5 protein-coding genes are annotated in these 18,086 nt (G+C 39.8%); all 5 read left to right on the top strand.

Annotation, left to right across the window (positions count from 1 at the left end; genetic code table 11):
* Positions 1-1,592: 1,592 nt before the first annotated feature.
* Positions 1,593-2,390, top strand: a complete 798-nt coding sequence (locus tag MGMO_RS18095; protein WP_023496540.1) for a hypothetical protein — start codon at positions 1,593-1,595, stop codon at positions 2,388-2,390.
* A 141-nt stretch (positions 2,391-2,531) separates the two neighbouring features.
* Positions 2,532-2,753 (top strand): hypothetical protein, encoded by a 222-nt coding sequence (locus MGMO_RS20170; RefSeq protein WP_023496539.1) that lies wholly within the window; start codon positions 2,532-2,534, stop codon positions 2,751-2,753.
* Positions 2,754-2,763: 10 nt separating this feature from the next.
* On the top strand, positions 2,764-3,231 hold the full coding sequence (locus MGMO_RS18085; RefSeq protein ID WP_023496538.1) for a hypothetical protein: 468 nt from the start codon (positions 2,764-2,766) through the stop codon (positions 3,229-3,231).
* Between the two features lie 287 nt (positions 3,232-3,518).
* Positions 3,519-17,099, top strand: coding sequence for an SDR family NAD(P)-dependent oxidoreductase (locus MGMO_RS19775; RefSeq protein ID WP_023496537.1), 13,581 nt, complete (start codon positions 3,519-3,521; stop codon positions 17,097-17,099).
* Positions 17,096-18,086: thioesterase II family protein (locus tag MGMO_RS18075; RefSeq protein WP_036308842.1), on the top strand; the 991-nt coding region annotated here is incomplete at its 3' end. The genes MGMO_RS19775 and MGMO_RS18075, both read left to right, overlap by 4 nt.

Here is an 18,086-nt window from a genome sequence, read left to right as displayed (position 1 = left end):
AGGCGAAAGTTTCATATGTTCTGAAGTCAGGTTATCCGCCGTGTTTTATACTGGCAACAGAACCATGATTTCGACCAAACAAACCCACTCGCTCTTGCGTCAATGCATACTCGACATCTTGGGCTTACGGATGCAAAAAATACAGCAGCGATACGAAAAGAGAGACAATATCCGAGACGTTAGATGATTGGCTTAGTGTTTGGTAGGACAACACCGACTTAGATGAAAAGTTAATGTGTTCCCAATTACTTTGAACGTGACAATAGGACAGTGACAATGGGGGGATGATATTTTACGCATTGAGCGCTGGAAAGGCCAAAAAGGTAGTTACGAAAAATTGTCATAACTGAAATCAAGTCGCCTTTTGGTTGGTCGGCGGGTTCCCGATGGCTCCATCGGTGTGGCAAAGATCGACCAACGCATTTTGGTATGCGTAAGCTAATTTTTGCCAACCGTTTGCAGTAGCTAAAGATCGAGTTCAGGTTTTCCAAATTATACTTCACCATAAAAACCGGGACGACCACGCGTTACCCTCATTCGGAGTATCCTGTTAGCGCCCGATATATTTCCGCTGTGGAAAAACTTGGCATTAACAGAGTATTTTTCAAGCGTTATATTCTCTTTGTCTTGTTTAAAATATAGTATTTATTCAATATCACACTATATTAGTGTATTGGTATCAATCATATCAAATCAAGAAATATCTTACAAAATGTCAGTCAGATTAAGTAACCAAGTTCCTGCTTGTTCGGGCAAAATCATTCTTTGTCACATTTGGGTAAAAAATTGTCTCAAATATGAAGTGTCTCGCTTCAAATAATGCCGTTCTTTCAAACAATATTTATTGTTATTATTGGCTTAAGAAATTCATTGATTACTATTTTTAGATAGCGTTATTTTCGACATCCAATAAAATATCAAGTTCTTTCAGCTATAATTTTTTATATATTTAAAAGTGTATAAAGTTATTGTTCTATATATAAAAACGCTATCTATTGCATTCTAGTTCGTGAAATATCGCCTTTTTATGCTATCTATAAACTTAGTCAAATAAGCTAACTATCTTCGATAAATAGATGTAAAAACAGTAATATACAAACTACATTAAAAATACTGGCCTTGTTTTAAACTGAACATAAAGAGAACGCTAAAAAAATTAAAAAATCTCCCTGTAAATAAAGATATAACCTTAAATTTAGGTAGATTTTTGTGAAATATTGCACAAAAAATATGTGAAATATTTCCCTTAAACCTAGCAATAAAAAATTAAAATATAACCATGTTTTTGTAACTCGACATTTATTTTTAAAAGCATTAATAATGCTTCATGTCAGTTTAAGTTTGAGACATTATAAGTAATGTATCTTGTTAGTATTTCAAAAAATCGCTATGAGCTTTAGTGGTGGTTTATTTCGTACGTGGCAGTAGGCCGCTTTAATATATCTAAAACAAATAGATATATTAATATAACAAGGACGTATAAAGAAGCATGGGTCTATTTTAGTAACCGCATGTTATTAACGCCACATATTATTTTTTAATTGATGGTTTTATAATTTTTTTAAATTCATTTATTTTACGAGGTAGTAATTATGGAAAAAAGAGGATTGACAAATATTTTTTTAGTATTTTTTTTCTCATTAATGATGGCATTATCTTTTAGCGCATCTGCTTTGGATGAATCATCTTTTGATAAACACGCTAACCATTCACATGGCAAAAACAACCCTGACAATCTGATCAAGGCGATGACTTTCATTTCTACGCGACCATTTAATTCAGTTGATGGGACTTTTTTCCTAGATGGTTTGTTTGGTGGTGACGGCATGGGCTTTTTTAAGAACGTGCTTGGGTTGACTGATCAACAAATTGAGCAAAAACGTAATGCAGCAATTGCTTTTTATGCTAGTCGCTTCGGTATTGATGTCAATAATCCAAAAGTGTATTTCACAGGCTTCCAGATTGATCCGGGCGCGGATTACCGGGTAATCATGATGACAGGGGAAGAAAATCCAGGTAAAGGTTATCCCATTATTGATGGAGGATTTGCTGTTGCTGTAACAGATCCTGCAGGACTTGATTTAGGTGGTGAATTTATGGGGACTCATGTACCTGCCGGCACTGTTTTTGCTGCCGAAGGAACCTATGTTATTAAGCGCGGTAAAGAACGTAAAGACATCGTCATAAACTACCAATCCAGAGGCCCGATGCAACCTGTTGGTACAGGTGGTGTTATCAATTGTGAAGTTGTCCATCCAGTGTGGGGTAAAGGCTTGGGTTGGGGTTATTTCGAATTCCACAACCTGAAAAATGGCCAAATTACTTCCCAAGTTCGTAATGTTCTGACGTTCCCTGGACTTGGAATTGAAGAAACAATGATACAAAAATAAGTATTAGATATCTCTTTTGTTTCAAAATTGAACAGACGACCCCGCCATATTTATTATTTTCATTAATAATGGCGGGGTTTTTATGCCGAAATCATTTCTATATAAATTTTCAACTTAATAAGTGAGAAAGGAACTTTTTATATGACGAAAATATATCCTTCAATCAAAACTATTATGAAACCTCTTTTAACGTTGCTTGCGACATCATTGTTAGTGTTTTCTTTCAATGTATCAGCCGATAACGAATCTCAGTTTGAAAAATTTGGACATTCTCAAAATAAACATGACCCCGACAACCTGATCAAGGCGATGACTTTTAGTTCTACCCGCCCCTTTGATTCGGTTGATGGGACTTTTTTTTAAGGATGGTTTGATGGGCGGAAATGGAATGTCCTTTTTTAAGAATGAGCTGGGCCTGACCGATCAACAAATCGAAAATAAACGTCAATCAGCAATTATGTTTTTTTCTAAACGTTTTGGCATAGACGTTACCGATACGAAGGTGGTTTTCAATGGCTTCGAAGCCGATCCGGCTACGGATTACCGGGTAATTATGATGACTGGGGAAGAGAATAATTCAAGCAAAGGATTTCCTATCTTAGAAGGGGGCTTTATCGTTGCCGTTATGGATTCTGCCGGTCTCGATTTAGGGGGTGAATTTGAAGGCACTCATGTCCCCGCAGGGACTGTTTTTGCCGCTGAAGGTGTTTACATAGTTAAACGCGGCGGTCATAAGAAAGATATTTTTATTAATTTTCAATCAATAGGGCCAAATCAACCTGTTGGCACGGGGTTGGTAGTCAATTGTGAAGTGTCTCATCCTGAATGGGGAAAGGTTTAAGTTGGGGCTATTTCGAATTCCATAAGTTTGCTAACGGTCAAAGCTCTGCTCAATGAGGTAACATGTTGATTTTCCAATGACTTTTAATAGAAGAAACCCTAATCCAGAAATAATATTTCGTTTATTTTGGCTTAAATTTAATGTTGTTTGCCGTAGATTCTGTTTCAACGATACCGAACATCGTGTTGATGCTTCGGTATCGTACTGCTTTAGGTTTTCATAAAAACCAGCAAATGATTAGTTGAATTTGAATACATAGATACAAGTAGCACTTAAGGTGGTCGGTCGTGTTAAACAAAAACATTGAGTTTGCGATAATTGGAATGGCATGCCGTTTCCCCGGTGCCGAAAATTATCACCAATATTGGGAGAACCTCGTACAAGCAAAAAATTGTATAACAGTAATCCCTAATGATCGGTGGGATTGGGAAGAGCACTATGGTGATCCAAGTACTGACGGTAATAAGACGAATATCAAATGGGGTGGGTTTATCAAAGATATAGATAAGTTTGACCCGTTATTTTTCAATATATCACCTAAAGAAGCAGAATATATTGATCCCCAACACCGAATATTTTTAGAAACAGCTTGGCATAGTATCGAAGATGCGGGCTATAGCGTTGAAAGTTTAGCTAGCAAAAAAATAGGTGTTTACGCAGGTGTATCAAAAAATGACTACAGCGAATTAATGCGAGAATTGGGCAATGAAATTGCGCCATTTATCTCAACAGGAACTGTTCATTCCATCCTTGCAAATCGACTTTCATTTTTGTTTGATTTTCGTGGCCGAAGCGAGGCGATAGATACTGCATGTTCGAGTAGCCTAGTGGCCCTGCATAATGCGATGCGCGACATAAACAACGGTGAATGCGAGTCTGCTTTAGTGGGTGGCGTGAATGCGTTGCTGGCACCTACGATGTTCATCTCGCACAGCAAATCGGGGATGCTGTCCATTAATGGACAATGTAAGACTTTTGATTCTGGAGCAAACGGTTATGTGAGGGGGGAAGGGGTTGGTGTCTTATTTATCAAACCGCTTGAGCGGGCGATAGCCGCAGGGGATAACATACATGCCGTCATTAAAAGTTCAGCTGTGAATCACGGCGGGAGAGCAAATTTTTTAACATCTCCCACCGTGGATGCCCAAGCGGACGTTATCAGGTCTGCTTTAGCTAAAGCCAACATCGATCCGACCACGATTTCATACATAGAAGCTCATGGCACCGGCACACCGCTCGGCGATCCGATTGAAATCAACGCCCTGAAAAAAGCCTTTAAGGAGAAAGACGGCAAGTACCTCAAAATGTCGTTAAATAACTCAGCATATTGTGCATTAAGTTCCGTAAAAACTAATATCGGCCATCTCGAAAGCGCATCGGGTATTGCCGGCATTATTAAAGCGATTATGGCGATGCAACAAAAGATGATCCCTGCATTACGGAACTTTAAACAACTCAATCCCTATATCGATCTTGATCGAAGTCCGTTTTATATCGCTGATAGAAATATTGAATGGGATGCGCTGCAATACTCCGACGGAGAGCCTGTCCCACGGCGAGTAGGAGTAAGTTCATTTGGTATGGGAGGGGTCAATGCGCACATAATTCTGGAAGAATCGCCAGAAAAATCGCAAAGCAAAATAGAAAACGGTGAAAAGGTTCCACAACTGATTTTAATTTCATCCAAGAAAAAAGAAAGCCTTAAAAATCAGGCAGAAAACTTAATCTCTTATATGGCTAAGTTGGATAAAAACACTGAAAACTCATTGGTTAGTCTTAAAGATATTGCATATACCCTGCAAGTCGGTCGAGACCAGTTTTCAGAAAGACTGGCACTTATAGTACGCAACAAAAAGGAATTAATTGAAAAACTAACTGATTATATCGACGATAAAGAACCCATTGATGGGTGTTTCAAAGGTAGCGTAAAAATCAAAAAAGGAGAAACGACGCAACTCTTGATCGTTAGCCCAGAAATGGAATTAACGATTTTGTCAGAAAAATGGGTTCAAGGGGCAAAATTGGATTGGGCAGACTTTTATAGCAATGGCCTTATCCCTTCGAGAATTCCTTTGCCGACGTATGTATTTATGAAAAAGCGTTGCTGGTATAAACCAGCGGCCGTCGTTTCTGCGAAAATGGGTGTCAATAATTCATCATTTGTGGCAATTCCAGACAAAGATCCGAAAACAGCCGAAACGCTATTCAATAAAACTTTACGGCCTGATGATTTCTATATTAAAGACCATGTTGTCCAGGGAGAAAAACTTTTGCCCGGTGTCGCTTATTTGGAGTTTGCCCGAGATGCTTATAGCAAAAATGTCAATTGCAAAACGATCAATACCATCCGAAATATTTATTGGGTTAGCCCTTTAATCGTTAAGGATAAAGACCTTAGCGTCAACATCAAATTTTCGGACAGTAAAACAAGTGCCGATCAATCAAATTCACAAATCGTCAGTAATTTTCGGATTATGCAAGACAATTCACTGCATAGTAAAGGCGAACTTGGGTATTTTGATTTAAACAAATTGGATTTGACCCCTATCGATATCCCAGCCATTAAACGCAGATGCCGTGGTTACATACAACAACGGGAATTATACCCGTTGTTTCTCAGTAACGGCCTAAATTATGGTTCAAGTTTTCAGGCCATACAAAAATGTTATTACAACAATCAAGAGAGTTTTTCAGAATTAATACTGCCGGATGTCATAGCAAGCAGTTTTGATGACTATTTGCTGCATCCAAGTTTAATGGACGGGGTTTTTCAAACTATTGTCGCATTGAGCCTTTTGGGTTCGAACAGTCGAGACCAACAATATGTCCCATTCTACCTGGAAAGTGTTGAAATTATTAAGCCAATACCGATGCATTGTTATTGTTACGCCAGAAGTGAAAACAGTTGGAATAACGATGAAATCAAATTCAATGCAGTCATTTGCAATAAAGAAGGGGAATTACTGGTAAAAATTAATGGCTTGACTAAAAGGGCTATTAATCTACACCCAGGCTCCAATAACCAGAAGACAAAAACCAGGACAATACCCCATAAAAATACTGAAAATAATAAGGCTGATATTTATTATCGCTCAGAATGGCAAAATTCCGCATTGTTGGAAGAATCCGGATCGCTTGATCAGTTGATCGTATTTAGCCCCGATAACAAGTTGCAACAAAACGTGGAGATATCCAATGTTAAGGGCGCAGTGTATTGGGTCAATCCAGGCAGCCACTATCGATTAATAAATAGGTATCAAATTGAGATAGATCCAGGAAACCCAGATGATTGCTTGAAAATAGCTGGATACCTAAAGGGTGAAGAAGTCAATATAAAAAACATACTTTACCTGTGGAATTTTGATGCCAATAAGGATTCAGCCATCGACCCGATTAATTTTGGAGTCTCAGCGATGCTTCGATTAGTAAAGGCAATTATCTCAAAAAGAGCTTACAAGCAAATAAAACTGCTCTACTGCTACTTATCAGAAGTTGTAAATATGATGCCTTACCATGCTTTGGTTGGAGGTTTCGCCCGAACTTTGGCGTATGAAAATCCCAATATGAAGTTGTATACGATGGGAATAGATACACAGAATTTCGATGAAATTTTTCGTCTCGCCTTAACCGAATTTACAACCGATCATGGCTGCAAACTGCAAGAAATAAGTTACCGCGATGGACAAAGGCATGAGCGCAAAATTGTTAATTTATCCAATGAAGATTTTTATTCACAAGCAACGCCTACCATATTAAGGGAAAACGGAGTTTATCTGATTACCGGCGGTGCGGGTGGTTTGGGTTATATATTCGCTAAATATTTATCTGAAAAATACCATGCTACTGTATTGCTCATTGGTCGCTCTACATTAAATGCCCAAATAGCAGATAAAGTCGCTGCGATCCAATCGTACGGCGGTAAGTGCGCCTATTTCAGCGCAGACATCACCAACTCAGATGAATTCAAAAAGGTATTTTCTGAGATTAAAAATTGTTATAGAGATATTCATGGCGTAATTCATGCCGCAGGTATTATCGAAGATGCTTATATTTTGTTGAAGAAAGAAGATTCTTTCAGTCGGGTAATCAATACTAAAGTAAAAGGCCTATTAAATCTCGATTCCACAATGTGTGACGAGGAACTCGACTTCTTCTGTATGTTTTCTTCGATAGCTGCCTTAATGCCAAATCAAGGGCAATCGGATTACGCCGCAGCTAACAGTTTCTTGGATAGTTATGCGGAGTTAAGGAATCAGTTAACGAATGAGAGAAAGCGTTCAGGGGTCAGCCTCTCAATCAATTGGCCCCTATGGGCACATGGTGGTATGCGAGTCACGCCAGAAGAAGAAGCGCATTTGTTAGCTGAATTCGGCATGAAACCGTTAGAAGAAGACCTTGGCATCGATATTTTTGAGAATGGCTTAAAACTAGCTGATTATTATAGAAACTCGAATTCATTGGGGCATCTCGTTGCCATAGACGGAGATAATGAAAAAATCACCAAATGTTTAGCTATTGAAAATCAAACAAGGATAATGCCTCCGCTAAATGTAAATCAAATCGCTAACAAAGGGTTGGTAATGAAAAATATTGTCAGAAAAAATGTGGAAACCGCAATCAAGAAAAAGTTTTCGGATTTATTTGATATTCCTTCCGAAAAGATAGACGGTGAATTAAGAATGTCGGAATTGGGATTAGACTCTAATTCCATGGTATCAATCGTCAGGCATATAAATGACTTATACGAAATAGAACTGAAACCAACTGTTTTCTTTGAAATTGACACTATCAACCAATTTATTGACTGTGTTTATGAACATTGTAACGAAAGGGGCGCAACCATAATGGCCAGACACAATACGACACTAATTGATGTAGACAGGTCTAGCTTATCAGATATGCAATTCCAAAGAATATTTAATACTTCTGAATTTTATTTGAAAGATCATGTGGTTGAAGATCAATACAACATGCCAGGAGCCTGCTATATTGAAATGGCGCGACAAGCAGGTGACTTGCTTTTCGGCGACAACTCGATAGTTAAGTTAACTAACAATTATTGGGCTCGCCAGCTTTCATCTCCGGATAAAGATTTTATTGCTTACATAAACGTCTTTCGCAAAGGATCTGCTTATGAATATGAAATTGTCAGTTATGACGATGCCCAAGAAAAAGTGATACATGCCATCGGCTTGATGACATGTCGTGAGAATGTAGGTACATACACGGCAGCTGATCGTTATTTCGATTTAAATGCGGTACGTTCCAGATGCCCTTCCGTGCAATTACCTGATGAAGTATACGGACAGATCATTGCCGAAGGTTTACGCGTCGGCCCAACATTTATGCCAATGCAAAAAATAGTGCTCAATAAAGGCGAAGCATTAGCAACCCTTGTGTTGCCAAACAGCGTTAAAGATACACTGGATGATTATGTCCTTCATCCTACAATGCTGACGGGCGTGTTTCAAACGGCCTTGATTAGCAATCGCTTTGATGACGAAAACCAAAACGCTCATTTCATCCCTATGGGAATTGATGAATTGGAGATCCATGCCCCCGTGACTGACCGTTGTATTGTTTATTCGAAATGTAACAAAAGCAATGCCGAATTGAAAAAATTCGACTTGTTGATTTGCAGGGAAGACGGATTGATTGCGGTCAGCTTAAAAGGTTTCGCGATACGGGCCTTAAAAAACAAAAGCACCATCGAAAACCAGAAACTGCAATCGTTCGGGCATGCAAAAGCTGTTATGGGCACAAACGCCCAAAACCTTATTGAAGCAACGCATCATTACATTAAAAACCTTTTATCAAGCCATATTGGTCTATCAGCTGATGAAATTGACAAAGAAGAACCTTTTGAGGCGTATGGGATTAACTCAGTGATGATTGTCGAGCTGAATAAATCTTTTGAGGATGATTTTGGTTCACTTTCTAAAACGCTATTTTTCGAATATAGAAATACTGAAGAATTAGCTGAATACTTTATTGAAAACCATGCCGAAAAATTAAAGCAAATACTCGATTTAACTAACGGAACGGCCACGTCCCAATCGGCTACCCATGATACTAAAATTCAAAGCGAACTCAACGAGCCTAAAAATATAGGCCAGGGAATCGAGAAAAATCAATCGGTTTTAATAGGGCGCAGTGCCTCATCGCCACGAGGTGCAGAAAATATTACGGGAATCCAAATATTGAAGGAAACTCAAAAATATATAAAACAGTTGCTGTCTTCTCATATCGGCCTAACGACTGACGAAATAGAGGTAGACGATGATTTTGAGGCGTATGGGATTAACTCGATGATGATTGTTGAGTTGAATAAATCATTCGAGGACGATTTCGGTTCGTTATCAAAAACCTTATTCTTCGAATATCGAAATGTACAAGAACTGGCCGAATACTTTATCGAAAATCATATCGATAAATTATACGGCCTGTTTAATATCAATGGCCATGTTGCACCAACTGAAAGTTTTAAAGAACCTGTTGATTCCGAAAGAGCAGTAAAGCATGGAGCGACTGATGGCTTGCGTACAAATAACCAAGAAAAGCCATATGTCGAGCAAAATAAAGCCCAACCTAAACATTATGTCGAGAACGATATAGCGATTATTGGAGTTGATGGTCGTTATCCAGGCGCCAACAATATTAATGAGTTTTGGGAAATGCTCAAACGGGGTGTTGATTCTGTAACCGAAATGCCGGAATCACGGTTTGATTACAGCCAACTTTTTGACGCAGATCCCGAACAACACAAAATTTATAGCAAACGCGGCGCTTTTATTAACGATATTGATAAGTTCGATGCCGCCTTCTTCAATATTTCGCCGCGTGAAGCGGAATTGATCGATCCCCAAGAAAGGTTATTTTTAGAAGTTGCATGGGGTACTTTTGAGGATGCGGGTTACACTCGGCAAACATTGCTGAATTCATCGGATCGCCAAGTCGGCGTTTTTGTAGGGGCGTTATGGCAACCGTATCAATCCATTGGTACTGAAGAAACCTTAAAAGGTAACATCGTTGCCCCCAGTGGCTTACTTTACAGCATAGCTAATCGGGTGTCCTACTTTATGAATTTTTCGGGGCCGAGCCTAGCGATAGATAGCGCATGCTCGTCTTCATTAACGGCCGTCCACTTGGCTTGTCAAAGCCTTAACAGCGGCGATTGTAAGCTCGCCCTTGCGGGTGGTGTCAACTTGTCCGCCCACTCAAGCAAATACCTGTTCTTGTCGCAGAATCATTTTCTCTCTACGGACGGCCTTTGCCGTAGTTTTGGCGATGGTGGTGACGGTTATGTTCCGGGTGAGGGAGTAGGCGCAATTCTATTGAAGCCGCTATCCGAAGCAATTAAAGATGGCGACCAGATTTATGGGGTGATCAAAGGTTCGTCTATCAATCATGGTGGCAAAACCAATGGCTATACTGTCCCTTGCCCAAAAGCACAAGGGAATATGATCAAACACGTATACGAAAAAGCGGGCATTAATCCACGCACAATCAGTTATATAGAAGCCCATGGCACCGGTACGCCTTTGGGAGACCCAATCGAAATAACTGGATTACAAAGAGCGTTTGAGGTATCGACAAAAGACAAACAATTTTGTGCCATAGGTTCGGTTAAATCTAATATCGGCCATTTAGAAGCAGCCGCTGGCATTGCATCGATAACTAAAGTTATCTTGCAGATGAAGCATAAAAAATTAGTGCCATCAATCCATTCTGACACATTAAATCAAAATATCGATTTTGAGAAAACACCCTTCAAGGTTCAACGTGAGTTATCACAGTGGCAGCAGCCAAACTTGACTATTGATGGCTTATCTCAATCTTTCCCACGTCGGGCAGGAATAAGTTCGTTTGGTGCGGGTGGTTCCAACGCACACATTTTGCTGGAAGAGTTTATGGGTGATAATTCTGGCAGTGGTTACCCTGAAGCGGACGGAAACTTCATGATTCTCCTGTCGGCGAAAAATGAAGAACGGCTTCGAATGGCAGCCGAAAATTTGCTCAACTTTTTGGATCAGGGCTATTTGGCAGGGCCCTTGAACGATTTGGCTTATACGTTACAAGCCGGCCGGGAAGCAATGACTGAACGTTTGGGCATTCTTGTAAATTCAAGCGAAGAACTGCAAAGTAAGCTTAAAGCTTATCTTAATAATGATAAGAAAATTGCGCACCTTTATTCGGGTAACGTCGAAAAAAGCAAAACTGCCTTGGCCGTTTTTCAAGAGGACGATGAGGATATGTCTAGCCTTATCCAAGCATGGACCGACAAAGGCAAATACTACAAGCTTCTCGATATATGGGTTAAAGGGTTCAGTATTGATTGGAATACGCTCTATGGAAAAAGTCACCCGCATCGGATCAGTGTTCCCGTATACCCTTTTGCGAAAGAAAGATTTTGGATACCGCAAAAAGTTAACCAGGACATAGCGATTAAAGCCGTCAGTAACTCTGCGCTGCATCCATTAGTCCATGAAAATAATTCCAGCTTTACTCAACAGCGTTTCAGTTCCATTTTTACGGGTGCGGAATTTTTTCTGAATGACCATATTGTTGGAAACCAAAAAGTGTTGCCTGCTGTTGCATATATTGAAATGTTTCGAGCTGCGACATCCTTAAGTAACGATAAATTTGAACCTTACAAGCTCTTTAATTTGACTTGGCTGAAACCTATTGTCATAGAAGATGAACCAAAGAAAATTTGGGTTGAATTATCAATGGAGGACGACGAGTATTATTTCCAGGCAAGCATGGAAGCTAATGGTCAACACGCCATTTATGCACAGGGACAATGTATTTATCTCGATGCAAACGAAGCAAAAAATAGGTTAGAACATAATAAACGGCTGCTAATAGATGAAATAGCAAAAGATTTTGAACAACAAACGTCGTCCGATCAAGTCTATGACTTATTTCACCGTAAAGGGCTCAACCTACAAAAAGCCTTTCAAGGCGTAAATTGGATTAAGTTTAATGAAAATAATGCGTTAGGGGAAATACATCTCCCGTCTTTTTTAAATTCAAACGCAAGGAAGGAGTTTACTATTCACCCATGTCTCCTTGACAGCGCGTTACAGACGGCATTGTATGTACTGGAAAGCGAACACCAAAAAGAAGGGGCGCTCTTTCTGCCGTTTAGCATTGAAGAAATCGAAATTTTTTCTGCCCTACCAGATACTTTCTACTCGTTTGTTAAACCTTGTGATAAAAAAACGATGACTTACAGTCATCAGCCCGTTCGTAGTTTTGATGTCACCTTGGTTGATAGTGATGGAAATATTTTGCTGGCAGTTAAAAATATTTCTTTCAGGGAAACGAATCTTAGCTCAGGTCATATTCAAAATATAACGACCCCAAGCCAAGCATTTGACTTATCTTATTATTCCCCCGCATGGGTCGAAGAAGTTATCGAGGTAAAAGGTAAAGATGAGATGCTTGGAACGGGTATCGTCGTCGTTTCAAATAATGATGAGAGGCTTGAACAGTTCAGCGAAAAATTGTTACGTCTAAATGGTGCAGTACCTGTACTCAAAGTGGCCTTAGGTAATGGCATCGACCACCAACAAGCATCTGGAAAAATTTATATCAATAGCCTAGATGCTCAGGGCTACTCTAGATTAGGTGGCTTTTTAGACGAAAAAAAGATTGATGTTAGCCATATAGTCTACTTATGGGATTCGACACATCAGGCGACTATGTTGGAATTGCCCGAGCAAACCCAGCAAGCCCTAACTTTGTTATTTCATGTCGATAAGTCGCTTCTGCACGCGACAAAAACCTTAAAGCAGTTGTTTGTTAATTTGTGTGAACCGAATACTGCTCAGTGGGTAATTGAAGGAAGTATCACTGGCTTTTTGCAAAGCATCGGTACGGAATACCCAAAAACTACCCATAAGGTCGTGTCAATCGAAGCAAAAGAGATCGAGCGTGTGGCATGGCAAGACAATGCCTTAAAAGAGCTTCTTTACTCGTTTGAAGAAAAAAACACTTGGGTTCAATACGGTCAAGATAGTGATAGCCGCCTAATTTGGCGGTTACATGCTTTGGACGGAATTGACAATACACTTTTTACCCGTTTCCATCTTAGCGCCCTTAAACAAGGTGGTACTTATCTAATCACCGGTGGTATGGGAGGAATTGCTAAAATTCTGGCCAGTTATCTCGTTCAGAATTATCGGGTCAACCTTATCTTACTAGGTCGTTCAGCCCTGCAATCTGAAGGCGAATCTTTCATTCAAGACCTAAAGTCGTCGTCTACTACAAGCGACATTGCATATCTGGAAGTAGACATTGGTAATCTTGATAGGCTTGGGCAAGCGTTCGCGGATGCGAAACAGCGTTTTGGGACACTCAATGGCGTTTTTCATAGTGCCGGGGTTCTCGAAGACAATCTATTGGCCAATAAGGCTATCGATTCCTTGCAGAAAGTTTTGCGACCAAAGCTGCAAGGCACGGTTAACTTAGATCAAGTTACTCAGTCCGAACAATTAGATTTCTTTTTGGTTTTTTCATCACTTACAGCGATACTCGGTAATCCAGGACAATGCGACTACGGCGCAGCTAATGGATTTATGGATGCGTTTATAGCCCATCGGAAAAAATTAGTCGAACAACAAGCCCGTTATGGCTCGTCTTTAACGATAAATTGGCCGTTTTGGAATGAGGGACAAATGGGTCAAGACAACGATGTTTTAAGCTTGCTTGATGATTCATTCGGTTTGCCGCTGGATAAAGTTGAGGCTTTCGGTTGTTTAGAAGAAGCTTTACATTTTGGGGGAAGCCAAATAGCGGTCATCAAGAAAGAAAAAGAATTTTCGAAACCAAGCATCAAACAAAAAAATGTTTCGAAAGTACCAGAGCGATCAACAATAAATATTACGGTTGACCAGATAATTTCAAGACTAAGCATAGATACGAGAAGATTAGTCGCTGAACTAGGCAAATTTAAACCTGAGCAGATTTCGACCCAAAGCGATTTTATGGCGTTGGGATTTGAATCCGTCGTCTTGGCTAAATTGGCAAATATGTTGAACAAAAAATACGCACTAAAAATAAGCCCAGCGGTATTTTTTGAGCATACTAATTTAGAAAAATTAAATGCTTATTTACTTGATGAACATCGCCAAAAGATGGGGATCTTTTATGAAAATTTGCTGATATCGGAAACAACACAACAGGAAAATGCTATTCCAAAATCAAGTATAGGTAAGAGGGGTTACGATTCTGAAGTTGAAAAGAAACCCTCTTCTATCGAATTAGAGAAAAGCATTCCTAATGCCGATCAAACGACAGAAATTGAAAATGAGACAATGGCGAGGGCAGATTACCAAAAGCCAATCGAGAATAGGGTTTCTCAAGATTTGGATGAATCAGGCTTTGCTGTCATCGGCATGGATTGTCTTTTTCCTGGAGCACCCGACCTAGATTCTTTTTGGAAGCTCTTGGTGAATTGTGAATCGGCCGTTTCAGACGTGCCTGAGGATCGTTGGGATTGGAAATCCTATTATGGCGACCCTAGCACAGAAACCAATAAAACTAATATTAAATGGGGTTGCTTTGTAGATGACCTAGATAAGTTTGACGCTTCTTTTTTCAATATTTCACCCAGAGAAGCGGCTTTAATGGATCCCCAGCAAAGGATTCTCTTACAGTCTGTATGGAAGGCTATCGAACATGCCGGTTACGCGCCGACAGAATTATCAAAAAATCACAAAGTAGGCGTTTTTATTGGAACTTCGGGAAATGACTACTACGAATTACTAATGAATAGCGATGTTGAAGCCTATTCTGCAACTGGTGGGGTACATAGTATCTCGGCAAATCGAATTTCTTATTACTTTGATTTTAAAGGTCCCAGTATTGCAGTCGATACAGCCTGTTCTAGCTCGCTAGTTGCTTTGGATATGGCGATTCAATCCCTCAATCAAGGCGGGTGTGAAGTGGCCATCGCGGGTGGAGTAAACGCATTAATATCACCAAACTTATATATTTCATTCAGTAAAGCGGGCATGCTCAGCCCTGACGGTAATATCAGTCCCCTAGACAAAAAAGCTAATGGCTATGTAAGAGGGGAAGGAGTGGGAATCTTGGTGTTAAAGCGACTTGATAAGGCGATTAAAGATCAAGATGAAATACTTGCCGTTATAAAGGGGACTTCGGTAAATCATGGCGGGAAAGTTCCAAGTCTCACAGTACCTAATCCCAAAGCCCAAGCAGAATTGGTTTTGGATGCTTGCAATAAAGCAAACGTAGACATATCAACGTTGAATTATATTGAAATGCATGGGACTGGTACGCCTCTGGGCGACCCGATTGAAGTCAACGGCCTCAAAAGTGCCTTTAAACAAGGCCAATCGATCCAACAAGAAAACTATTGTGGAATTGCATCAGTGAAAGGCAATATCGGCCATTTGGAAGCCGCCGCTGGTGTTGCCGGTATGATCAAAACAATACTTGCACTTAAGAACAAAACACTTCCAGGCCAATGCCATTTCGAAGAACTTAATCCCCACATCCAATTGGAAGGGACACCGTTTAAAGTGGTGCAAGGCACACAGCACTGGCATCAACTAAGCGATAGCAACGGCACGATTTTACCTCGCAGGGCAGGAGTCAGTAGTTTTGGATTCGGTGGGGCAAACTCCCATGTTGTAATTGAGGAATATGTCGATACTGCTGGGTCAGAAACCGTTATAACAGATTTATATGGGAGAGGGCTTGATGAAAAGCCTTATCTAATCGTGTTATCTGCAAAAACGGGGGAAAGACTCAAGTCACTTGCGAGAGAGTTCGTTGATTACCTTGGTCATTCGGAAAAAGACTCAATTGACCTTGAACGTATTGCGTATACCCTTCAAATAGGTCGTTCTGCAATGGGGCAACGGCTTGGGTTTTTAGTAAAAACTCGGGAAGAACTTCAACAAAAGCTGAAAGCTTTCGTGAATGACGAAAAGAATATCGATGGATTGTATGTGCGGCGTTTTGAAGATAACTCAAATAAGCTAGTAAATATCCTGAGTGATGAGGAGGATGTTATCGTAAATTCATGGATCGTCAACGAAAATTTCGATCATCTGCTCGAATATTGGGTCATTGGCGGATCAGTTGATTGGAGCAAGCTTTACGACAAAAAACCACAACGCACATCCTTACCGACATATCCTTTTACTAAAGAGCGTTATTGGATAGCTAATGACCGTATAGTGAAATCGGAAAATAATTCGGTTGATAGCGCTTCCGTACACCTTCCTTTAGGCAGAATAAATGCTTCCGATTTTACTGGGCACGATGGCGATGAAACCTTAAAGGCAGATACTCTGCCCATGTCTGAACAGCAAATATCTTCAGTGGATACGGCTTCCACATATTTGCGGACGAAAAGTAAAAATTATTTCAAAAAACTTGCCGCTTCAATATTGCATATGCCTGAAGACAAGATTGATAGTTCGCGATCCCTCGAAGAATATGGAATGGATTCAATATTGGTCATGCAAGTAATCAATACGTTAAATAAATATTTTTCTGATATTAATAGCACTTTATTGCTTAATTATAGGACGATAGATGCAATTACTGAATATTTCTTAGAATATCAAAGAGATTCAGTGCTTCGGTTAATACAATCGGAAGCCGAAATTTTTGGGCAAACTCGGATAAGAACCGAGTCGGCATTACCTGGATTTGAATTCAAACCTAAACATTCACAAAATCCGCTGTCGCATGAGAACGATATTGATTGGTTCGACAAACCCATGTTATCGATCAATGAAGTGGCATCGGCCGTATTTGATAACAAAGTTAATTTTAAGGATGCTTTGCGTATTGTAAGGCAAGGTAAAACGGAATTTTTGAGATGAACGAACAAATCAAGAAATTGTTGGAAAGGGTGCTGGTTGGTGAGCTTTCTGAGGTTGAAGCAGAAAAAAAATATCTGCATCTCATAAATTCACAGGCCGGAAAAAATAAACTATCGGCTGATTCTCCAATGTTTGATATTGAAGAGAAAATTTCATTACAGAATCAGGTCGCCTACGACGACAGGAAAATCGAATGTATCAATAAACTTGATAATCCAGAGTATCGGTTGTTTATATTTTTACCCTTTGGTTTTGGAAATGAAACACTTTCATGGTCGTGGAAAAATGCATTTAGTCAGCAAGGGAATTTAGAAGTTTGGTTGATGGGGGCTTCCGATGTAGCCGATTGGGGACACTTGATAGACCATTTGCTAAAACATATGGTGCAGTTATGTGATGCCCCATTTATTGTGTATGGACATTCAATGGGGGGGATTATCGCTTACGAAACCTTGGTTGAACTTGAGCGAAACCATCAGCTATCCCCCTTAGTCTTTATCCCATCCTCCGTTTCTCCGCCAGAAGTCTTTGAACGCCTAAAAGTGTTGCCCCCTGTTTATGAAATAGATAACGACATGTCCATGCAGGATTGCCGTGAAATATTGGAGAAAAGCCAGATCATTCTCCCTTTAAAATCCGGTGTAAAACCAATGCCTGATGAGGCGATCAAATGTGATCTTGGCTTGATTAAAACATACAGTCATGAGCATGGTAAATCGGCGCTTACTTGTCCTCTTTTAGCCTTGCAAGCCAATAACGATGTGCTTATTAAAGACCCTGTAGGAATTTCATTATGGAAAAATTATACTAAAGGGTATTTTCACTATCAGGAAGTAGAAGGCACGCATTTATATTTTATGAATCCGCCGCAATCATTATTCAAGACAATTAAATCTTTCCTGAAAAAAACTGATGATATAAAGCGATCACAGTTTCAAGCAAAAACATACCGATTAGTCTCTTTCGAAACAGGTACCGATGAAGTGC

Source organism: Methyloglobulus morosus KoM1, from assembly GCF_000496735.2.
GTDB classification, from domain to species: domain Bacteria; phylum Pseudomonadota; class Gammaproteobacteria; order Methylococcales; family Methylomonadaceae; genus Methyloglobulus; species Methyloglobulus morosus.
This window is presented reverse-complemented; position numbering and strand designations above follow the sequence as displayed.